Here is a 20,713-nt window from a genome sequence, read left to right as displayed (position 1 = left end):
CCTATATTGGTCTACGCGTCGATGCTGGTCATTTTTGGACTTGTGGGTCGTTGGAGAATTCGGCGACGTTCTTGGGCGTCATGAGCTTCGGCGCAAGTTCGATGTTCTTTTTGGTCTTGCCGCCAGTCAGATGCGTGAGCATTGAGTTCATGCCAACATAGCCCATCTGATATGGATCCTGAACAATCGTACCGGCAATTTTTCCATCGCGAACCATCTGATAGGCAGTCGGGTCGGTGTCGAAATTAACCAGTTTCACCTTCTTGTTGTTCTCTGCCTGAAGCGTTGCCGCAGCACCAATGGCTGGGGCGTGATTTTGGAAAAACACGCCGGCAATATCGGGGATTTCAGTCAGGGTATCTTCCATGGTTCTGCGACCGTCCTCGAGGGACAGCTTCATGACCTTGCGAGGAAGAACTTTGAGCCCGAGTTCGGCTGCGCGCTTTTCGAAGCCGCGATTGCGATCGATGATCACTTGGACCGCGGGACCATGATCGAAAACAATGACTTTGGAACCCGCTGGCACCAGCGTTGCCATATAGTCTGCCGCCATGCGCCCGCCCAACTCGTTCTCGGTACCCACGTAGGTAATCCAATCGCCCGATTTGAGCCCGATATCGGTCACGACAACGGGAAGCTTGTTGTCGTTGAACAATTTCTTTACCGGGCCGGCCAGAACCACCGAGTCGCCAGGAAAAATGAGCAAGCCGTCAATGTGCTGTGCAGAAAGATCTTCCAGGTCTGCCACTTGCTTGGTCGTGTCTGTGTCGCCACCGTTCGTAACGATCAGTTCGACATTGACTCCCTTTTTCTTCCACTCGGCCATCGCCGCTTGAGCACCTTTGACCTGCGTACGCAGAAATTTGTTTGTGCCCCAGAATTGCGAGTAGCCAATACGAAACTTTTGATCGGCTCCGAAAGCAGTGGTCGTGAGCGTTGTCGCGAACATCGCGGCGCTGGCGAACGCTGCCAGTTTTAGAAAATGGCGTTTGTTGTGCTTCATGAATTGTCTCCGTACGCCGGTCAAAAGCCGGCAGAATCTTGTTGATGAAAGAGCCTTCAGCTCCGCGCCTCCGGGTTGACTCCCGTTGCGCAAGTCGATCTTGGCACTCCGAATAGTCGCGAACAATCCGCAACGGCTTCTGGCGACAATTGGGTTTACCTATTGCTGCTCGCTCGCTGGCCGTGGTTAGCGCGGGCACCGTCCGCCCACGACGGCGGAGCGTTGCGAAATTCCTTAGTCGAGGTCGAGCAAACGCTGGCGCTCGGCCGTCCGAGCAAGACGGGCCGGTCGAGACTGCGCTGCGCTTGCAAGTCCGGCTCAGCGCGACAGGCGGCTGCCCTCTGTCAAACAGCCGGATTGCGCGAAATTCGGCGACGGTTTTGTTGGGCAAGATCCGAGTGCGCCGTCAAGCACTGGCGCCTCCACTCTGGCCAGCCCCATTCAGGAGGAACTGCATAACCGTGGATGCGCTTTGAGAAGTTGCCAGGTGCCAGATGCAAGAGATGTAGGCGGGCCTCGACGGTCTGCACCCTGACCACCGCAGGAAGCGGGCGTCGCGGCCCCCTTTGTAGCTGACGCAGGAGCAGGAGCAGGAGCAGGAGCAGGAGCAGGAGCAGGAGCAGGAGCAGTTCGATGGGTTCGTGGCGCCATAAACCGCAATTGGGAAACGGCCTGCCAATGGCTTGGCAGGGCACTCGGTCGCCGAGGTGTGGCGTTCAAGACCCAGCTTCGCGGACGCGCTGTGGGCGGCTTCCAGAAAGCGGAAAACAGACCGCAATCGCCCGGGACACCGGTCCCCAGGGTCTAAGTAGTGGGGAGTACACGCTACACGATCACGTAGCAGGGCCCTCGTTCAACGATTGGTTCGATCGCTTCCATGATCTCGTCGTAGTCGACGTTTTCATAGAGCGCTTGGAAGCCGGGGAAACGCAGCGCGGTCGTCACCTCGCTGGCTGTCAAGTAGGCGCCGGCAATAAAGCGGCCGACCACTTCCATCTGTGCGACAGGGACTGCGTTGATCACCTTGAGCGGATCGGCGGGGGTTTCGGCCGGGAGCGACGCAACAGTCTCATAGAACTTCAGGGCCAGGTCGGGCCGCGCCTCGAGCGCGCGCGGCAACAGCTTGGTGACCAATTCCAGTTTGCTCGCCGACGGCATGTCGAGTTCGGCACTGCCCGGGATCATCGCATCGCACATCCAAAACAGTTGTGCTTCGATATCTTTGTAGTTGATCTGCATGATTCTGTGCCTCTGCCTTACTTGCTATGGCCCGACACCACTTGGGTGCGGCGGTTCTTGACGATACCGTCGGCTGCGCGCAAAGCCAGAGCCGCAACGGTGCCAGTTGGATTCACCGGACCTGAAGTCGGCATCACACTGCCATCGACAACGAACAGGTTGGGCACATCGTGTGCGCGGTTCCAAGCGTCGACGACTGAGGTCATCGGATCGGTACCCATGCGTGCTGCCCCGAGGATGTGCCAGCCGGTTTCCCGCGAGTCGGGAGCCTTGACGACCTCATAGGCTCCGGCTTCCTTGAACGACATTGCCGCGTGTTCTTCGTGCCATGCGACCAGCTTCTTCGAGTTCTCGTCGCAACGGTAGACGACCTTCGGGGCGGGAATGCCGTCAGCGTCTTTCAGTGTCGAATCAAGGAGCACACGATTTTCTGGGTTCGGCAGGTCTTCTCCGATGATCGACCACATGCCCGAGTGGCCGAAGCGTTGCGAAACCGTCTTGTGGAACTCTTCGCCCCAGCCGGCCGGCTTGCCCCACGGCCAGACACCAATCTGGCTGAGTGGCCCGCCTGTACCCATGAGCTGCCACTTTGCCCCTCGATAGAAACCGACGCCAGGCTGAGTTTCGGTGAACTGTTGCGAATAGGCGCGCTGACCAGTCGGGCCTTGCCAGCTGTCGAAGAAGTCGTCGAAAAGGCCCATCACCATCCCATGCGGATGCATCATCAGATTGCGGCCCACCATGTCCGAACTGTTTGCTAAACCGGTCTGAAACCGTGCGCTGTGCGAGTTGAGCAAGATGCGCGGTGTTCCGATTCCGTTGGCGGCCAAAATGACAATCCGTGCGGACTGGAAATGTTCTTTGCCACTTTCCCGGTCAATGTAAGTAACGCCAGTAGCCATGCCCTGCGCGTCTGTCTCGACGCGAGAAACGCGAGCTCGCTGGATCAACTTCACGCCAAGCTTGATGTTGGTCGGCCAGTGAGTGCGGTCCGTTGACGCCTTTGCACCATCGAAGCACGCCGGCGCCATGCAGGCGCCGCGGCGCACACAAGGGGTCAACCCGTTGTTCTTTACGGTGGCGATCGCATTGGTACCCGGCCAGATGTGCCAACCCAGTCGCTTGTGCGCTGCAAACATCTTTTTGGTCAAGTCGCTCATCGGCATGGGCGGCAGAGGTGGGTCGAAAGGCGGATACGAAGGATCTCCGCCGACACCGGACACGGAGAACTGAAGCTCGGCTTGGGTGTAATAGGGAGCCAGGTCCTCGTAAGTGAGCGGCCAGTCTTCCGCCACGCCGTCCAGAGTCTTAACTCGAAAATTGCTGGGCTGAAAGCGGTGCCACGCGGCTGCATAGATCACGGAACTGCCACCGACACCGTTCCACATGAAGGGGGCCACGTCGGATTCAGTGTCGTTGATCGGATAGTCGGCGCTGTTCATTCGGCGATTTGGATTCCAGTTGAATACCTGGTCACGCTTCAACTCGAAAGTGCTCTCGTCAAAATTAATCGACGTGTAGTTCGGGTATTCGCCTTGTTCTAGGCAAACCACCGACATTCCCGCTTTCGCCAGATGCATTGCAGCGACTGCACCGCTGGGACCAGAGCCTACGATGACCGCATCCACGGTCCCTCGATTATTTGCCGTAATATTCATAGCTAATCTTGCCAAGTTACTATAACCAGTGCGATGAAATAGTCCGCCCATCAGCCGGTCAGTTCTAATTCATTGTTTCCTGGCACACAGACAGAGTGGCGCAATCTTGTCTCCGCCACAGCTTCTCGATCTCTGGTCAGAGGCTGGCGCCGTTCTTCCCAGTAACCCGCCCTGTCTCCTGCTGTGATGGTATGGCCACTCACAAATGGGCCGCAATGCGACTTTTCAACTGACACCCATAGGCATTCTGAATTGGTCGGGTGGCATTCCTCCGAGGAGCTGGCTCCTCCGTTTGCAGCTCCAGTGGTTTACCCTACGCCGTAATGAATCGCTGACCTTTGCAGAACGGCTCCTACACGGCAGCCTTTTCCGCCGGCGGCTGAGGGGAAATACTACATAGGATCCGCCTATGGCAACCAAACCGAATTGCGTCTAGCTGGTGCTAAAGGCGATCAGTACGATCGGCCTCCTAATTTCACCTTTGGAGACCTAAATTGAACAACGTACTGAAAGATCGCGTCTTTTTGGTTACCGGCGCCGCTGGCGGTGTCGGCCGTGAAATCGTCAAACAACTCACCGAAGAGGGCGCGAAGGTTGTGGCGACTGATATCGCCGACAACGTGCATGAATTGGCTAAGGAATTCCCGAACGCCAAGATAGTGACTACGGTGGGTGATGTCTCCAAGAGCGCCGACGTTGAGAAAATATTCAGCGCCGGCGAGGCCGAGTTTGGCCCTATTGAGTCGCTGATCAATAACGCCGGCTATATGATCGGCAAGGCTCTGCACGAAACTTCGGAAGAAGAGTGGGACGCGGTGATGACTGGCAACGCCAAATCATTCTTCCTTTGCGCTAAGCGTGCGCTGCCGAACATGCTCAAGGCAGGCAAGGGCTCCATCACGGCGACAGGTTCAATCTCCAGTGTGGTCGGCTTGCCGTCACAAGCTGCTTACTGCGCTTCCAAGGGAGCCGTCCTCCAATTCGTGCGCCAGTTGGCGGTGGAATACGCCGGTAACGGCATACGTGTAAATGCCGTCGGCCCGGGCGCGATCAACACGCCTTTCCTCGCCCGCTACCTCGCTGGCCTGCCGGATCCGGAAGCCGGCGCGAAGGCCGTGAAGGATGCCCACCCCATGAAGCGGTGGGCTGAACCGGACGAAGTGGCCAAGGCTTTGATTTTCCTCGCGAGCGATAACGCTGCCTTCATCACAGGGCACATTCTGATGGTCGATGGAGGCTACGTTGCCGGCTGACGATCAATCTCGGAAACCTAGATCAAAAGGAGTTGAAAGTGGCAACTAAGTCGATCATCGACCCGCATCATCACCTGTGGGACCTGGAGAACTATTCCTATCCTTGGCTCTGTCAACCTGGTGAGCCGGTCGCGCCCATCGCTGGCAGTCTGAGGTCGATCATGAAATCCTATTCGCTTGCGGACTACAAGGAAGACTCCAAGCGTTGGAACGTTGTAAAGGATGTGCATCTCGATGCGCTCTCGTCAGACATTCTGGCGGAGACGCGGTGGCTTCAAAAGATGAAGGACGAAACCGGTTTTCCAACCGCCATCGTCGCGCACGCCAATCTTGAGGACGACAATGTCGATGAGGTTCTAGCAGCTCATGCACAGAGCAAGGCCGTGCGGGGGATTCGCCAAATTCTCAACTGGCATCCGAACTCAAAGTACAGCTTTGTGGAACGAAACGATCTGTTGACGGATCCCAAGTGGCTGCACGGCTTTGATCTCCTGGAGAAGTATTCCTTTTCCTTTGATCTTCAACTCTATCCTCACCAAATGCCAGATGCGGCGAAGGTGGCGCGGGCCCATCAGGGGACGACCATCGTACTGAACCACACCGGCATGCCTTTGGACCGTGATCCCGCTGGCATTCAAGCGTGGCACGACGGGATGCAGGCGCTTGCGGCAAACCCGAATGTAAACGCCAAGATCTCGGGGTTGGGAATGGTCGATCCGGACTGGACGGTTGCCAGCATCCGGCCATTCGTCCTTGCGACCATCGAAATTTTCGGGGTTGACCGCTGCATGTTCGCGTCGAATTTCCCGGTCGACAAGATCTACTCGAGCTTCGATCGCATCTATGAGGCCTTCTTCGAACTGGTAGAAGGCATGTCCGAGACCGATCAGCGAAAGCTGTTTCACGACAACGCGCGGCGCGTGTACCGTCTTTGATTGGACATCATCGTCGCGATAGCCACCATTCTCGGTGGCTATCGCTCTTTTGTTCGAGTCGCTTCGGGGTTGACGTGAATAGCCCGGGTTTCCAGCACCGCTGAGCCTCAAACCTGAGGCCACGAGGAGGCCGCGGTCTATCAAGTCGCAGCGCCAAGCCGACGGATGTTGCCCCAGGCCACTGCAGCCGCGCTTCATCTTCAGCGATCCCAACCAGTCCTGAGCCACGAACATCACCGAGATCCGCACTAACGAGGGCTGATGTTTCTGAGCCGGGCGATTTGTTCTCGCGCCATGTCATGGGCTTGTCCGTGGGCACCGCATCGTTACAGCACTCGGTGCTGGCGCCAAGCCGGGCCCATACCAATTTCGCATGGATGTGTCGCAACAGATCATTTGTCGACATTCAGCCTCACTCCTACACTTTCGCCCAGAGAGCAGGAGTCCACGAAATGATTGTCGATGGCTCGCGTGCAGTCATTGATGAACCACGCGCAGTCACGCGCGCTACCCCAGGCAAAGCGTCCTTCGAGTTCACCGATGTTGCCGTTCAGACCTCGGTGGGAACCGAGATGGATGCACTCTGCCCGCCGCTTCCTGGCCTGGGCGATATTGCCTCTCTCGAGATCGACAGCCTCATTTTTGAACATGCTTCCAGACATTGACTCCATCGCCTTATTCGTACTCGCTGCTGAACAACGCAGCTTGACCAAGGCTGCCGATGCTTATCACATAGGGTTGGCCGCGGCGAGTCGACGAATTGCATTGTTGGAGCATCGATTCAGGACAGCCTTGCTGGAGCGGTCGCCAAGAGGGGTGGAGCTCACCCCGGCTGGCACAGCCTTGCTGGTTCATGCCAAAGTCATGCTGGTTTTAATGAACCAGATGCAGGCAGAAATGAGCGACTTTGCTGCGGGGCGTCGTGGTGCCCTGCGCATATTAGCCAACACGTCTGCGATGACGGAGTCACTGCCGGATGATCTGTCCAACTACGCTCGCGCTCACCCCGATGTTCGACTGGTGGTCGAGGAGCGATGGAGTGCTGAGATCGTGAAGGCGCTGCTTGCGGCAGATGCTGACATCGGTATCGTTGTGGAAGGAATTCGGGTCGAAGGGCTAGATGTATTTCCCTACCGAACGGATCGACTTGCAGTCGTGATGCCTGCTCGTCACGAGCTGGCCCTAAGGGAAGGTTTTCGTTTCCTGGAGGTTCTCGATCATGACATCATCGCTCTTGAGGGGGGGTCTTCCATGATGCGACTGCTGGCTGAACAAGCGGTAGTGGCGGAAAAGATGCTGCAGCTGCGTATACAGGTTCGCAGCTTTGAGGCGGTATGCAAAATGGTTAAGGCCGGACTTGGCATCGGACTTTTGCCATTTCAAGCGGCAAGGACCATGGGGGAAGGAATGGGGCTGGTTGTGCGGCCACTTCCCGAAGATTGGGCGGAGAGAAAAATGCTCGTCTGCGTTAGGCGAGACCGTTCGGTCAACAGCTCGGTCGCCAGCTTGCTGGAGCATCTGACAGCCGTCGCTTCAGCAGCCGGTTCAGAAGCATAGGATTCAGTGGGGCGATGCTGTCAAGCCGATCTTCAACGCGCGCAAAAGTACCGGTCAATCGACCATCTCGCCGTTCATCTGTACTGCCACGACCGCGTCCCTGATTCAGAATAAGGAAGCGCTTGCAAACGAGAGGTTCTTGCCGTCCCTCCAAAGCTCCGCAGTACCCCAACTCCACCCTGCACGCCGCGGTCTCCACACTTCGGTCCGATTCAAAGTAATAATGATTTCCTTTGCCAGCGGCTAAGTTCGTGGAACGTACAAGACCTTCATGTGCTGCCGCTTCAAACTTTACTCGGGTGTTCAGCCTTCCCTGCTGCTTTGACCACCATGGCCATGATTGGCAAGCATCCTGCGGATGCACCACTGCGAGAATAAGTAAGCGCGAGATGTTGCAGCGGCGACGACCTGCTGCACAACACGGTGCGCAACCAACTGCGCACCCGCACAAGCCTGCGTTGGCGAAGCTGGCACCATCCGTCGAGACGGTGAGGCTGGCGTTGTTGGCCAACACGCGCCGCCGGGGGACCGGGGCCGGCGAACTACCAAGGGGCTTGGTGATCAGCGGGATCTACCGCGAGCTGCAGGTCGTGCACACCAAGCTGTGGGCGAGCCGGGCGTTCTGGCTGTTGCCCGCCATTTGACGGCACTGTACTGCTCGCCGCTAGGGACACCGACGAAGTGGCCGGTCCCACTAGTTGAACTCATGGCTCCCCAGACGGGCTCATAGGTCACGACAGGATCAGAAGTTCGTTCAACAGACACGCGGGGTCGCGAGGGACGCGGATTACTCCCTGCCCCCGCACAGCTCCGTGCGTGCGGCACCACCGCATACGGCTCCTTCCTTGAGTCATGACGCAAAGCGCTGATACGGATACAGGTGGAGCAGCGCCAAGGTGCCGACCACCAGAACGACGACGCTTGGGAATGCGATGTGTTTGACCATGAGAGAACCGGAGCAGAAGATGGAAGCGCTGGATTGCCAAGCTCTGGGCAGAGAGGGACTCGCGGCCGCTGGACCGCAGCCGTCGCGGAGCGGCAGCTGTCGGTTCACCGACGTACGCTGCGGGGCGACATCAGGAGGTCCGCGAAGTAAGGGGCGGTGGGGGCGCATCTTTCCGAAGGCCCGGCATGACGGACGTTCGCGCACAGCCTGTGCGCTTGGCACTCCACGCCCAGATACCCAGCATGACAACAACCAGCGCAGCGCCGGTGAACGAAAACGCCATGTCGTCGAGTTCGACTTCCGGCGACAACACCTTAGTCACGTTGTAGACAGCCACGCCGAATGAGATGGCAACGATGAGCCAGCCGAGTGTCCGGCGCACGCGGCGCCCCGCCTCCGGATTTTCGATGCCTCGGCCGATTCGGCAGATGATGCGGCCGTCCAGCGTATCGGTGACCATCATTCCCGCCGTAAAGGTCATTCCCGCGAGCAAGGCAGCCCACGCACCGCCATTCTTGTTGCTGGCAACATAGCCCCAGGCTGCCGCCTGTGTGGCGGTGTCGAAGACGGTGGCGAACAGCACGCCGATGACCACTACCGACCAGGCACTCGTCTGCTGCCGCAAGCGCGCAGGGATCAGGCTCATTTTCCAGCCAATCGGCGCGTAGGCCCTGTCCGTGCGCAGCAGCAGGCGCAGATTGAGGCAGCCGACCATGATCAGCAGCAAGGTCGGAATCCATCCAAAAACGGTCACCACAAAGCCCGGGGGATCGAAGTGCATCGCAAGCTTGCTGACGACCACCGCGATCAGCGTGACCAGCAGGCCGTGACCGAGCGCGAACAAGGTCCCGATCCAACCTGCATGGGCATGCGAATGATTGAGCGCGTGCCAGGTCAGGCCATCGATGCAGGCGATGTGATCGGGGTCCAACCCGTGCCGCAGCCCCAGCGCGAACATCAGGAACAAGCCGGCAAAGGAAAGCCCCTCGGCGCTCATTCACTGCTCCGCACCGGTCGATCGGCCAGGACCCCGGCCAGTTCTCCGTTGGTGACCACCTGCTGCTGCTCCAGAACCTGCAGCAGCGCCCGAAAGAACCGCTCGTAGTAGTCCCACGGCGGCTGCGCTGCGCAGTCGAGCCGCTCCCAATCGCCGATCGATTCAATCAAGTGCTGGCGAAAATCCTCCCAGTCGAAGTGGCCCCGCTTGGCCACGGCCAACGTCAACCCGAAGAGCTGCCGTTGCCAGGCCTCTGCAAAGAACAGCTTGCCCTGGCTGCGCGGCGGCGAGTCGGCATGGCCCAGCATCTGGGAAGCTGCATATTCCTCGAAGCGAGTGAACATGGCACCCGCCTCAGGCAGCTGCAGGCGGCGGTACCAACGCGACGCCCATCATTGCCTCCGGCGTGACCAGTGCAGCCAATTGTTCTTCGCTGAACCCGTCGGTGTTGGCGGGTCTCTCGGGCACGACGAACCAGCGGATCTGCGCGCTGCTGTCCCACACCTTGACCTCGGTGTGCTCGCTCACCGGCACGCCGAACTCGCGCAAGACTGCACGCGGCTCACGCACGCCGCGGGCGCGGAACACCGGGTCCTTGTACCAGTACGGCGGCAGCCCGAGCACCGGCCACGGATAGCAGGAACAGAGCGTGCAGATGATCAGGTTGTGCACACCCGGACCGTTGGCCACGGCGGCCATGTGCTCCCCCTCGGCGCCCTCCATGCCCAATGGCAGCTGAAGTTCGGCAATGGCCTGAGGCGTGTCGTCGAGCAGGCGCTGCTTGTAGGCGGGATCGACCCATGCCCGCGCAACGATCCGCGCGCCGTTGAACGGTCCCGCGATCTTCTCGAAATGATCGAGCACCGCATCGACCGAGTCGCTGCCGATCACGCCTTTCTCGATCAGCAGGGCCTCCAGCGCGCGCACCTTCGCGGCACTCGCCGCTTCGCGCTCGTCGTTGTACTTGAACAGATCAGTGCTCATGGCGTTTTATCTTCTTCGTCGAGCGTTCGGGATTGCAGGTAGACCTCGAAGAGGTCGGCGTAGATCGTCGTATTCGGTTCGCAGAGGTCGGGACCCCAGATGTCGCGCGCATCGAACGCAACGCGGTACACCGGCATCGGTCCTTCCAACCCATCAGGCCCGGTCGAGCAGAAATACTCGAAGGCACCGGGGTACACCTCGCGGACAGTGCCCTTCTTGTTGCGCAGGTAGCCGGGTAGCCGCGTGTGGTCAGCCGCCGCGGGGTCGGTCACCTGCAAAGTCTGGCCGACTGCGAACCGCGGTGCATGCGGCAGCGGCCGCAGGCTGGAGTCCCCTTGCAGCAGGTAGTCGACGATCTGGCGTTTGATCGGCTCGCAGGGCCGATCCGGCAGCGGCGCGTCGGGCTGGACGCGATAGTGCGCGGTCCACCAGGCCAGCTCTTGGGCGGTGATGTAGCCTTCGTCGACAAAAAACTGGCTGATGCCCATCAGCCATTTCTCGTAGTAGCGGAACTTGAAGTACTCGAAGGGCTGCATGCCCTCGGCACCAGTGCGCAGCGAGGCCCAGGTCCAGGTGTGCTTGAACGTGGTGGGCAAGCTGGCCATCGGATATCTGGGCAATGCCTCTGCGAGGTGGGTGCTCTCGGCCATCATCACCGTGTGGATGCCGAAGATGCGCTTCTCCCAGTCCTGCACGAAGACTCGGGGTTCCAGGCTCACAGGCCCCAGGTTCTCAAGACCGCCCAGCGCATGCTGTAGCTTCATGGGTGCTCCATTTCAGATTCGGCGGCAGGAGCCGGCATTCGTTCAGACTGAACCGCCAGGCATCCGAGAAAGCCCTCTCGCAAGGCGTCGACCGCAAGTTCCCGCCCGATGAAGACCAGCTTGCTGCGGCGTGGCTCGTCGTGGCCCCAGCGCCGCCCAGGCCGCGCATCGAGCAGCATGTGCACGCTGTGACAGTGGAACTGGCGCGCCTCGCCGTTGAAGTGAAGCACGCCCTTCGTGCGCATCAGCCGTGCGCCTTCGCGTTGGACCAGCTGGTTCATCCAGCGGCTGAACCGCTCCGGGTCGATGGCGCCGTCGGTTTCCATGCAGCATGAGCCGATCGAGGTATCGTGCTCGTGGTCATGCGCCTCGCCGTCCAGCAGATCGGGCTCGATCGACAGCACGTGCGGCAGCGAGAAGCGCTTCGTGCCCAGCAACTCGGCGGCCGAAACCTGTGCCCGCTCGGTCCGGACCAGGTGCGCGGCCGGATTCAGCCGGCGCAGCTCTCTCTCGAGTTGCACCAGCTCCGATGCGCTGGGGATCTCGACCTTGTTGAGCACGATCACGTCCGCAAAGGCGATCTGCTCGCGCACGATGTCGTCGCTGATATGGAGCAGGACGTGGTGGGCATCGGCGACGGTGACCACCGACTCAAGTTCCACGAGTTGCAACAAGGCGGGATCGGCAAGAAAGCTCTGCAACACCGGAGCGGGATCGGCCAGGCCGGAGGTCTCGATGATCAGCCGCTCGATCGGACGTTCAGCGCGTTGCAGGAGCTCGTATACCGCCGCTGTCAGGTCCTTTCGCACCGTGCAGCAGACGCAGCCATTGGTAATCTCGATCAGCGGCTGGTCATCGGCGACGATCAGTTGCCCGTCGATGCCGACCTCGCCGAACTCATTGACGATGATGCCAATGTAGGTGCCGCTGCACTGCGCCAGCAGGTGATTCACGAGCGTGGTCTTGCCGGCCCCAAGGAAGCCGGTGACGATCGTGACGGGGATCTTCGCTAGAGCCATGGCGATCCGGGCTAATGTTGCGACGCCGCGAGCTTCGAAGCGGCATGCGGCGTTTCCGTTGCGGCTACCGGCTCGCGCATGTCGAGGCCCCGGCGATCACGAATGCAGAAGGCGCCCACTACCAGCGTGAGCAACGCTACGGCAATCGTGTAGACGAGGCCGCGGAAGATGTCACCGCTGCTCACGACCATCGCAGTGGCGATGAACGGCGCGAAGCCGCCGATCCATCCATTGCCAAACTGCAGAGCCACAGAGACGCCGCTGTAGCGCACCTGCGTCGGAAACTGCTCGACCAGGAACGCGCCCATCGGGCCGTACACCATGGTCGCGAGCAGCACCAGCACGAACAGCATCAGCACGACCATGGGCGCATTCACGCGTGCCGGATCGGCCGTGAGCGGCATGCCGCGCTCGACCAACACGCGGCGCAGTGCCGCTTCATCGAAGCCGGTCAGCGTCGTTTCGGCGACCACGAACTGCAGCTCGCCCGCCTGCGGCCGCAACGTGTACGGCACGCCTTGCGCGGCCAGGAACGAGCGGGCACGCGTGCACGGCTTGGTCGCCTTCGGCTGGAACAGCTGGCCGATGAAGGACTGGTCCTCGCTGCAATCGCCGCCTTGGATGACGACCTGGGTGCGGGCGCGGAACTCCTCCTGCGCCGGGTTGCCGTACTTGGCCATGCCCTGGAAAAGCGGCATGAACAGGATTGCGGAAAGCAGGCAACCCGTCAGCATGATCCACTTGCGCCCGATCAGGTCGGACAGCCAGCCGAAGAGCACGAAGAACGGTGTGGCGAGTACCAGGGCGATCGTCAGGTAGGCGTAAGCGGACTGCGGCAGCAGCTTGAGCGTCGCGGTGAGGAATTGCAAGCTGTAGAAGTGCGCGGTGTACCAGATCACCGCCTGCCCGGCCACTGCGCCGAAGATCGTCACCAGTACGATGCGCAGGGTGCGCGGATCGCCGAAGGTGTCCTTGACCGGGTTTCGCGAGCCCTTGCCGTGCGCTTTCATTTCGAGGAACACGGGCGACTCTTCCAGTCGCATGCGAACGTAGAGCGAGTACGCGAGCAGTCCAATCGACAGCATGAACGGCACGCGCCATCCCCACAAGGCGAAGGACTCGGCCGACATCGACGAGCGCAGCACCATGATCACGCCGAGAGAGACGAGCAGCCCGATGGTGCCGGTGATCTGCAGCCAGCTGGTCATGAAGCCTCGGCGGTGCGGGTCGGAATGCTCGGCGATGTAGGTGACTGCGCCACCGAACTCGCCGCCGATCGCCAGCCCCTGCAGAAGACGCAAGAGCACCAGAAGCGCAGGCGCTGCCCAGCCAATGGTCTCGAAAGTAGGCAGGAAGCCGATCGCGGCGGTGGCGGTGCCCATGATCATCATCGTCACCAGAAAAGTCTTCTTGCGCCCGACCAGATCTCCGAGGCGCCCAAAGACGATCGCACCGAAGGGCCTCAGCACGAAGCCTGCACCGAAGGTCGCGAGCGACGCGAGGATCGCCGCCGACTCGTTACCCTTGGGAAAGAACAACCCGCCGAAGAACACGGCGAGGCTGCCGTAGATGAAGAAGTCATACCACTCCAGCACCGTGCCAAGCGCCGCGGCAAAGACCACCCGGCGCGTTTCACGCGAACGCTCGGGCGTTGCGGTAGATGTCTCGACAGTTGATGTCATGTCCATACTCCTTGATGTATGGCGGGCGCGCGTCAAGCGCCGCTCCGGTTGTCGATGCGAGTGATGAAGTCGCGCAGGATCACATTGAAGCGCTCGGGCTGCTCGAGCATCGGGAAGTGCGCGGCGCTGGGCACCAGCTGCAGTATCGCGCCGGGAATGCCGGCGGCGAGCGCATTCGACTCGGCCGGCGGCGTGATGGCGTCCTCCTCGCCGCAGACGACGAGCGCCGGCAATGCCAGGCGTGCGAGCTGCGCCCGGCTGTCGGCCTCGTTCAGCGAGACGATGGCTTCGCGCGCGACGAATTCCGGCGTCAGTGCCACCTGTTCGCGCGCAAAGGCCACCAGTTCGGCGGAAGCGGCGGAAGCGAACGAGCGATCGATCACCGCCTGGCTCGCCGCAGTGACGCCTAGGCTTTCAATGGCGTGCAGCACATTCTTCACGTTCACGTCGGGGCCAAGCCCGTGCGGTGTGGCGCCCACCAGCACCAGTGCGCGCAAGCGGCTCGGGTGCGCGAGCGCGAAGCGCTGGGCGATGGTGCCGCCCATCGACAGCCCCACGAGAATGGCGTCTTCGAGACGCAGCTTGTCGAACAGCAGCACGAGGTCCTTCACAAATGCGTCGATCGTGTAGCGGCGCGAGCGTGGTGATGCCGAGCGGCCATGGCCAGGAAGATCGGGCACCACCAACCGGTGGTCGCGCGAGAACGCACCCATCTGCTCGCGCCAGAACTCGCCGGTCGTGGTGAAGCCGTGGCAAAAGACGAGCGCCGGGCCGTGGCCCGCCACGCGCACGTGCATGTCTCCGATTGAAATAATGTCATTCATGTGCATTTCCAGGTGAAAGGACGGAAGCCGCCGCGCGGCGTCGATCGCGAGGCGGAGGGCACAGAGCAAATCCGGGGCCCGCTCGGCGGACGTCTTCGCTATTTCGCCAAGTGCTTGATTTGCTTGGATAAATGCTCGCCACGGCTTCGATTGACGGCTTGGAGCACATGCATTAGTCTCAATATTGAGTCCTAACGTCGCAAATACGAGACGAGAAATGCCCTTTCCCGAATGGTTCGGCTCCGGCCAGAACGAGGCCGAGTTCCTGCGCCGCGTGCTCGACCATGTGTCCGACTGCCTGGTGGCGGTCGACACCAATGGCCGCGTCGTGCTCATCAATGCGCCCTACTGCCGCTTGCTGGGCGGCCCCCAGGAAGACTTCATCGGCCGGCACATCACCGATGTCGTGTCGCCGAAGACGCGCCTGCACCACGTGGCGCGCGGCGACCTCTCCGTGACCATGATGCCGCTCGAAGTGCGGGGCCACCAGTTGCTCGCGCGGCAAGTGCCTGTCTACCAGGACGAGCGAATCATCGGGGCGGTCGGTCTGGCGCTGTTCTCCAACATGGCGGCGCTGAAGAAGGCGGTGGCTGTCGCCGGCGACCAGGGGCGCGCCATCCACAGCCCGCCCACGCCGTGGACCGCGCGCTACGGGCTTGACGACATCCTGGGCCACGGCGCGCGGATGGATGCGGTGCGTGCGGCCATCGAACAGGCCGCCCCCCTCTCGCTGCCCGTGCTCGTCCAAGGCGAAACCGGCAGCGGAAAGGAACTGGCGGCCAACGCGATCCACGCACTGTCGCCGCGCGCCCGGCGGCCGTTCGTGTGGGTCAACTGCGCGTCCATTCCCGAATCGCTGATCGATGCGGAGCTCTTCGGCTACGAAGGCGGCGCCTTCACCGGAGCCCGGACGCGCGGCAAGCCGGGCAAGTTCGAACTCGCGAGCGGCGGCACGCTGTTCCTCGACGAGATCGGCGACATGCCCCTCAGTTTGCAGGCTAGCCTCCTGCGCGCCGTGCAGAACCAGGAGATCGTGCGCGTGGGCGGCGTATCGCCGATCCCGATCGACACCCGCGTCGTCTGCGCTACCCACCGCGACCTTCAGGAGCGTGTGGACGCGGGCCAGTTCAGGGCCGACCTGTACTACCGGCTCAATGTGCTCGGCGTGCGCATGCCCGCGCTGCGCGAGCGCAACGACCTGGAGTGGTTGGCCGAGCAGTTGCTCGAGCGCATCGCGCTGCGCGAAGGCCTGCCGGGGCGCCGGGTGCCCCCATCTGTTCGCGCGCGATGGCTGGCCTTCGACTGGCCGGGCAACGTGCGACAGTTGGAAGCCGCGCTGCTGCGCTTTTTGCTCTCTGGCGAAGCAGGGCTGCCGGATCAGCCTGTCGCAAAGCGCCCGCAGGCCATTGCCGGCCGGCACGGAACGACCCCAACGACTACGCTGCAGGTACACCTCGACCGCGAGCGCGATACCTGCATACGAAAGACGCTCGCAGAGACTGCAGGCGACAAGGACGAGGCCGCGCGCCGGCTGGGAATCAGCCGCGCGACGCTGTACCGGGAGCTTCGGCGCTCGCCCGCTTTGTCTTAGCGACACTCGCGATCGGCTTCGCACCCCGCGCGGCGATCACCGCAGCCAACACACGCATCCCCTGATCGATCTCCTCGACCGAGAGGCTGGCATATCCCAGGATCAGTCCGGCCGGCCGGGGTTGCATGCGCGACGACGGCTTGGCGAACAGCGGCGACACCGCATAGACGCCCACGCCCTTGCCGCGCGCGGCGGCCACCAGCGCGGGCTCGTCCTGCGGCCGCAGGAACGGCAGCCAGAGCACCACATGCAGCCCGGCCGCCGCGCCGATGACCGTGGCGCTGGCAGGCAAGTGGCGCGCAATGGCCTCGAGCAATGCCGCCCGGCGACGCTCATGCTCGCGGCGCGTGCGCCGCACGTGACGCTCGTAGGCGCCGCTGTCGATCAGCGACGCCAGCACACGCTGCTCCAGCACGGGCGCATGGCGGTCGGCCAGCCGCTTGGCCTGCCGGAACACCGGCACCAGCTCGGGAGGCAGCACCAGGTAGCCGAGCCGAAGCTGTGGCGACAGCGCCTTGGAAAAGGTCCCCACGTAGATCACGCGGCCGTCGGTGTCTACCGACTGCAGTGCGTCGATCGGGCGCTGGCCGTAGCGAAACTCGCCGTCGTAGTCGTCCTCGACGACCCAGGCGCAGTGCGTTCGCGCCCAACGGAGCAGTTCAAGGCGCCGGCCGATGGGCAGCACGCCTCCCAATGGAAACTGGTGCGAAGGCGTCACATAGGCCAGGCGGGTGCGATCGTCGTTTGGCAGCATGGCGGTGTCCAGCCCTTGGGCGTCCACCGGTATTGCCAAGGGCTCGGCGCCCGTGGCCTCGAAGCACCGGCGCGCCATCAGGTAGCCGGGCTCCTCGAAGACGAAGGCGTCGCCGGGATTCAACAGCAGCCGCGCGCACAGGTCGATGGCCTGCTGTGAGCCGTGCACCATGAGGATCTGCTCGGCATCGCAGGCCAGGCCCCGCGCGCGCCGAAGGTACCCCTGCAGGGAGCGGCGCAGCGATGCGTCGCCTTCGGGCGCAACGTAGTAGAGCCGGCGTTGATGGCGCAGCAGTTCGGCCTGGTAGGCACGTCGCCAGGCCAGCGCCGGAAAGTCGCGAGAAGCCACCGCTCCATACAGGAAGTCGATGCGGCAAGGTTCCACAGGAGCAAGTCCGGGCATATCGACCGCGGCCACGCGACATCCGAAGGCCGAGAGAGTCGGTGCAGTCCTGCCGCGCTGCTTCGGCCTCGTATCGGGACGTTCGGGCGCAGCCAGCGGACTTGCGACGCGAGCAACTCGCCCGACCGACGTGGCAAGGAATCCCTCGGCCGCGAGCTGCTCGTAGGCGGCGGTGACGGTGGTACGCGACACCCCCAGGTCAGACGCCAGGGCACGCGTGGACGGCACCTGCGCGCCTGCGGCGAGCGTCCCGTCGGCGATCTGGGAGCGCAGCAGGTCGTAGATGCGGCGTCCGGCCCTGTCGGCATTGGACTTTCGGCTCGGTCGCGTTGAAAACTGGTCCATGCAAAAGGAATGAAACTGGACCTTCCCATTGTGCCGGTTCCGCGGGACAGTACCAACTGCCCACACCATTCATACCCTCTCCGATGTACACCCCCACGCACTTTGCCGAAACAAGACCCGAAGAATTGAGCCGCGTCATCCGCAAGCACCCGTTGGGTGCGTTGGTCACGCATGGGACCTCGGGACTGGATGCCGATCACCTCCCTTTCGAGTTCGACCCCGACGTGGGAACGCATGGCTTGCTGTCGGCGCACGTCGCTCGCGCCAATCCGCTGTGGCAACGCTGCCCCACCGGAACTCCGGTGATAGTCATCTTCGGCGGCGCCCAAGCCTACATCTCGCCCAACTGGTACCCATCCAAGCACGAGGCGCACCGCCAGGTGCCCACCTGGAACTACGAGGTGGTGCACGCGCACGGCGTGCTCACCGTGCACGACGACGAGCGCTTTGCGCGCGGCATCATCGCGCGCCTGACGCGGCGCTACGAGGCGGCCGAACCGAAGCCATGGAAAATGGGTGACTCCGCACCCGAGTACATCGACAGCATGGTGCGCAACATCGTGGGCATCGAGATCGCAGTCACTTCGCTGGTGGGCAAGTCCAAGCTCAGCCAGAACAGGGAAGCGCGCGATCGCCTCAATGCCGCAGAAATGTTAAAGGCGCGCGGACACGAGGCAATGTCCGAACTGATGCGCAACGCCAGCGGAGTGAGTTGACGAGGCCTGCACGACAGATGTACACGTCCACATTCACTTTCGCAAAGGGCGAATTCGACGACGAGTTCCACGCCCTAGACAACGTCATTGCCGCGCTTGCCAAGTCCATCCCAGGCTACCTTGGCGAAGAGAGCTGGGAGAACTCTGCAACAGGGCTCGTCTCCACCGTGTACTACTGGAAGACGATGGAGGCGCTCCAAGAGCTCATTGGGCACCCGGCGCACATCGCTGCAAAGCAGCGACAGGCGCTTTGGCTCAAGGGCTATCAGGTGGTCATCGCACAGGTTGTCCGCTCCTATGGCGATGGCGGCATTCCGCACCCGCTCGCTGGCGAAACGCGATCAGTACCTTGTGTCCGCTGAATTTCGGCGGTCTTATGAACAGCGACGGAGTCGATCGGATGCGGCGTCTGGATCGCCGAACGGAGAATCGTATGGCCTGGATGCTTCGTAACCAATCAATGGAAACCTCTTCTCCGCGCCCCCTGCATAGGTGAGGAACTGTGGGTTGCAGATGGCCTAGCCAACACCTGGTCCGTTGGGATGCATCCAGAAGCTGAGCTGGTCAACAAGATGATGTATGCAGGTGTCGAGGCAATGGTCAATACCGACGACCGGCCCGTCTCCGGATGGAAATCAACAACGCAGCGATTGAGCCGCGGGCCTTGGTACGCTTTTCAGCTCAGCCGCGGCGCTCGCACCGGGAAGAGCGGTACCCGCGTCATGCAACGATATCTTCGCCGTTTCCGGCAACATCAATCCACCTATCAGTCCCATCACCGCGATCGCGACCAAATACAACGCAGGCGACATGTTGTTGCCCGTCGTTGTGATCAGCCACGTGGCGACGAGCGGCGCCGTGCCGCCAAACACCGTAAAGGCCAAATTGAAGGTAGTCGCCGAAGCGGTATAGCGCGTGCGCGTTGGGAACACTTCGGATAACAACGGCGGCGTCACCACGTTCGCCAACACCGCGCCAATCGCTAGCAAGCACACGCCAATTACCGACGGCGAAAAATGCCCCGAACCCACCAGCGAGAACGAGGGATAGACCGTAGCGATCAGGATGACGCACGCCGTAAGCATGGTCTTCCGGCGGCCTGCCCAGTCCGAATACAGACCGGCCAGCGGGCACAGCGCCGCCGCGAATAGCAACGCAATCACCGTGATCAGCAGCGACGTTGCTCGGTCCAATCCGCCCGCCACTTGCAGGTGAGTCGCAAAGTAGGTGGTGAACATGTAGAACGACACCGCAGTCACCGAAATAAACGCCCCCAGTTTCAGAATGCCCGCTGCCTGCGTGCGCAGCGTGTCGCGCAACGGCGCGTGCGCCACCTTGTGCTCGCCTTCAAGCGCACGAAACGCCGGGGTTTCGCTTAGATTCATCCGCAGGTAAAGACCGATCAGCCCGGTAGGCGCGGCAGCCAGAAACGGTACTCGCCAGCCCCAAGCGCTCATGGCCTCGGCGGAAAGTGAAGCGTCGAGCGCGTAGGCGACTACCGCAGCCAGCGCGAAGGACGAGAACGTAGATATCGGCAGAAAGCTACCGTAACGCGCGCGCTTATGCTGCGGCGCATGCTCCATCACGTAGGCGCATGCGCCGGCATATTCGCCGCCGGCGGAGAAACCCTGCACGCAGCGCAGTACCGTGAGCAGGATCGGCGCGAACACGCCGATCGCGGCGTATGTCGGCAACAAACCGATCAGCGTGGTCGCCCCGGCCATCATCAGGATGGTTAGCGCTAGAGTGCGCTTGCGGCCAATGCGGTCCCCAACTACGCCAAAAAAAATGCCGCCCAGAGGCCGGAATGCAAATGCCACTGCGAAAACGGCGAAGGTCTTGAGCAGCCCGACTGCTGGATCGTTGCTCGGGAAAAACTCCCGCGTGAGAATGGTTGCGAGAAAACCATACGCGGCAAAGTCGAACCATTCGACGAAATTTCCGAACGATGCCGCGAAGATCACCTTACGCAGCGTTTTCGGATCAACTTCGGGGGATGATGCTTTTAACGTTATCGACATTCGATGATTTCCAGGAAATAGAA

General features: G+C 61.6%; 20 protein-coding genes. 8 read left to right on the top strand and 12 right to left on the bottom strand.

Translation table 11 applies throughout. The annotated features are described in order from the left end of the window. Nucleotides 1-28 precede the first annotated feature (28 nt). The 3 genes from BMW87_RS31875 to BMW87_RS31865 all read right to left on the bottom strand — a co-directional run bounded on the left by BMW87_RS31875 (nucleotide 29) and on the right by BMW87_RS31865 (nucleotide 3,870). A complete protein-coding gene (locus BMW87_RS31875) occupies nucleotides 29-1,003 on the bottom strand; it encodes a substrate-binding domain-containing protein (RefSeq protein ID WP_093081988.1) in 975 nt (324 codons plus the stop codon). Between the two features lie 825 nt (nucleotides 1,004-1,828). Beyond that, nucleotides 1,829-2,242 (bottom strand): hypothetical protein, encoded by a 414-nt coding sequence (locus BMW87_RS31870; protein WP_093081986.1) that lies wholly within the window; start codon nucleotides 2,240-2,242, stop codon nucleotides 1,829-1,831. Between the two features lie 17 nt (nucleotides 2,243-2,259). After that, a complete protein-coding gene (locus tag BMW87_RS31865) occupies nucleotides 2,260-3,870 on the bottom strand; it encodes a GMC family oxidoreductase (protein WP_218149797.1) in 1,611 nt (536 codons plus the stop codon). A gap of 524 nt (nucleotides 3,871-4,394) precedes the next feature. Here BMW87_RS31865 and BMW87_RS31860 point away from each other — a divergent pair. From BMW87_RS31860 to BMW87_RS31845, 5 genes are all read left to right on the top strand, one after another. Then, nucleotides 4,395-5,153, top strand: coding sequence for an SDR family NAD(P)-dependent oxidoreductase (locus BMW87_RS31860; protein ID WP_093081980.1), 759 nt, complete (start codon nucleotides 4,395-4,397; stop codon nucleotides 5,151-5,153). A 38-nt stretch (nucleotides 5,154-5,191) separates the two neighbouring features. Next, a complete protein-coding gene (locus BMW87_RS31855) occupies nucleotides 5,192-6,088 on the top strand; it encodes an amidohydrolase family protein (protein WP_093081978.1) in 897 nt (298 codons plus the stop codon). A 452-nt stretch (nucleotides 6,089-6,540) separates the two neighbouring features. Further along, nucleotides 6,541-6,753, top strand: coding sequence for a hypothetical protein (locus BMW87_RS35240; RefSeq protein ID WP_177192892.1), 213 nt, complete (start codon nucleotides 6,541-6,543; stop codon nucleotides 6,751-6,753). Next, on the top strand, nucleotides 6,737-7,645 hold the full coding sequence (locus BMW87_RS31850) for a LysR family transcriptional regulator (RefSeq protein WP_177192891.1): 909 nt from the start codon (nucleotides 6,737-6,739) through the stop codon (nucleotides 7,643-7,645). Before BMW87_RS35240 ends, BMW87_RS31850 begins: the two co-directional genes overlap by 17 nt. Before the next feature lie 458 nt (nucleotides 7,646-8,103). Then, nucleotides 8,104-8,289, top strand: coding sequence for a hypothetical protein (locus BMW87_RS31845; protein WP_093081973.1), 186 nt, complete (start codon nucleotides 8,104-8,106; stop codon nucleotides 8,287-8,289). A 432-nt stretch (nucleotides 8,290-8,721) separates the two neighbouring features. Here the strand turns inward: BMW87_RS31845 and BMW87_RS31840 are convergent, their stop codons facing one another. The 7 genes from BMW87_RS31840 to BMW87_RS31810 are packed head-to-tail and all read right to left on the bottom strand — an operon-like array spanning nucleotide 8,722 to nucleotide 14,861. Then, nucleotides 8,722-9,588, bottom strand: coding sequence for a HoxN/HupN/NixA family nickel/cobalt transporter (locus BMW87_RS31840; protein WP_093081970.1), 867 nt, complete (start codon nucleotides 9,586-9,588; stop codon nucleotides 8,722-8,724). After that, nucleotides 9,585-9,932, bottom strand: coding sequence for a nitrile hydratase accessory protein (locus BMW87_RS31835; RefSeq protein ID WP_093081967.1), 348 nt, complete (start codon nucleotides 9,930-9,932; stop codon nucleotides 9,585-9,587). The genes BMW87_RS31840 and BMW87_RS31835 overlap by 4 nt, the downstream gene beginning before the upstream one ends. Before the next feature lie 10 nt (nucleotides 9,933-9,942). Beyond that, nucleotides 9,943-10,572, bottom strand: coding sequence for a nitrile hydratase subunit alpha (nthA, locus tag BMW87_RS31830; RefSeq protein WP_093081965.1), 630 nt, complete (start codon nucleotides 10,570-10,572; stop codon nucleotides 9,943-9,945). Further along, nucleotides 10,569-11,336 (bottom strand): nitrile hydratase subunit beta, encoded by a 768-nt coding sequence (gene nthB / locus BMW87_RS31825; protein ID WP_093081962.1) that lies wholly within the window; start codon nucleotides 11,334-11,336, stop codon nucleotides 10,569-10,571. The genes nthA and nthB overlap by 4 nt, the downstream gene beginning before the upstream one ends. Beyond that, nucleotides 11,333-12,355 carry a CobW family GTP-binding protein gene (locus tag BMW87_RS31820; RefSeq protein ID WP_093081960.1) on the bottom strand — a complete coding sequence of 341 codons (1,023 nt, stop codon included), beginning with the start codon at nucleotides 12,353-12,355 and terminating at the stop codon, nucleotides 11,333-11,335. Before BMW87_RS31820 ends, nthB begins: the two co-directional genes overlap by 4 nt. Nucleotides 12,356-12,366: 11 nt before the next feature. Next, nucleotides 12,367-14,037, bottom strand: a complete 1,671-nt coding sequence (locus BMW87_RS31815) for an MFS transporter (RefSeq protein WP_093081957.1) — start codon at nucleotides 14,035-14,037, stop codon at nucleotides 12,367-12,369. A gap of 32 nt (nucleotides 14,038-14,069) precedes the next feature. Further along, nucleotides 14,070-14,861, bottom strand: a complete 792-nt coding sequence (locus BMW87_RS31810; RefSeq protein ID WP_218149794.1) for an alpha/beta fold hydrolase — start codon at nucleotides 14,859-14,861, stop codon at nucleotides 14,070-14,072. Nucleotides 14,862-15,078: 217 nt separating this feature from the next. Here BMW87_RS31810 and BMW87_RS31805 point away from each other — a divergent pair, with 217 nt between their 5' ends. After that, nucleotides 15,079-16,452 carry a sigma-54 interaction domain-containing protein gene (locus BMW87_RS31805; protein ID WP_093081953.1) on the top strand — a complete coding sequence of 458 codons (1,374 nt, stop codon included), beginning with the start codon at nucleotides 15,079-15,081 and terminating at the stop codon, nucleotides 16,450-16,452. Here BMW87_RS31805 and BMW87_RS31800 read toward each other — a convergent pair. Continuing rightward, nucleotides 16,400-17,953, bottom strand: a complete 1,554-nt coding sequence (locus BMW87_RS31800; protein WP_093081950.1) for a MocR-like pyridoxine biosynthesis transcription factor PdxR — start codon at nucleotides 17,951-17,953, stop codon at nucleotides 16,400-16,402. The genes BMW87_RS31805 and BMW87_RS31800 overlap by 53 nt on opposite strands. A gap of 83 nt (nucleotides 17,954-18,036) precedes the next feature. On the opposite strand from BMW87_RS31800, the gene BMW87_RS31795 reads away from it, so the two are divergent. Together BMW87_RS31795 and BMW87_RS31790 are read left to right on the top strand one after the other, a co-directional pair. Then, nucleotides 18,037-18,669 (top strand): FMN-binding negative transcriptional regulator, encoded by a 633-nt coding sequence (locus tag BMW87_RS31795; RefSeq protein WP_093081947.1) that lies wholly within the window; start codon nucleotides 18,037-18,039, stop codon nucleotides 18,667-18,669. A gap of 17 nt (nucleotides 18,670-18,686) precedes the next feature. Next, nucleotides 18,687-19,031, top strand: a complete 345-nt coding sequence (locus BMW87_RS31790) for an antibiotic biosynthesis monooxygenase family protein (RefSeq protein ID WP_093081945.1) — start codon at nucleotides 18,687-18,689, stop codon at nucleotides 19,029-19,031. A 273-nt stretch (nucleotides 19,032-19,304) separates the two neighbouring features. On the opposite strand, the gene BMW87_RS31785 is transcribed toward BMW87_RS31790, so the two are convergent. Then, a complete protein-coding gene (locus BMW87_RS31785) occupies nucleotides 19,305-20,690 on the bottom strand; it encodes an MFS transporter (protein ID WP_093081942.1) in 1,386 nt (461 codons plus the stop codon). Between the last annotated feature and the right edge of the window lie 23 nt (nucleotides 20,691-20,713).

It is taken from the genome of Variovorax sp. OV084 (assembly GCF_900111625.1).
GTDB lineage: Bacteria > Pseudomonadota > Gammaproteobacteria > Burkholderiales > Burkholderiaceae_C > Variovorax.
This window is presented reverse-complemented; position numbering and strand designations above follow the sequence as displayed.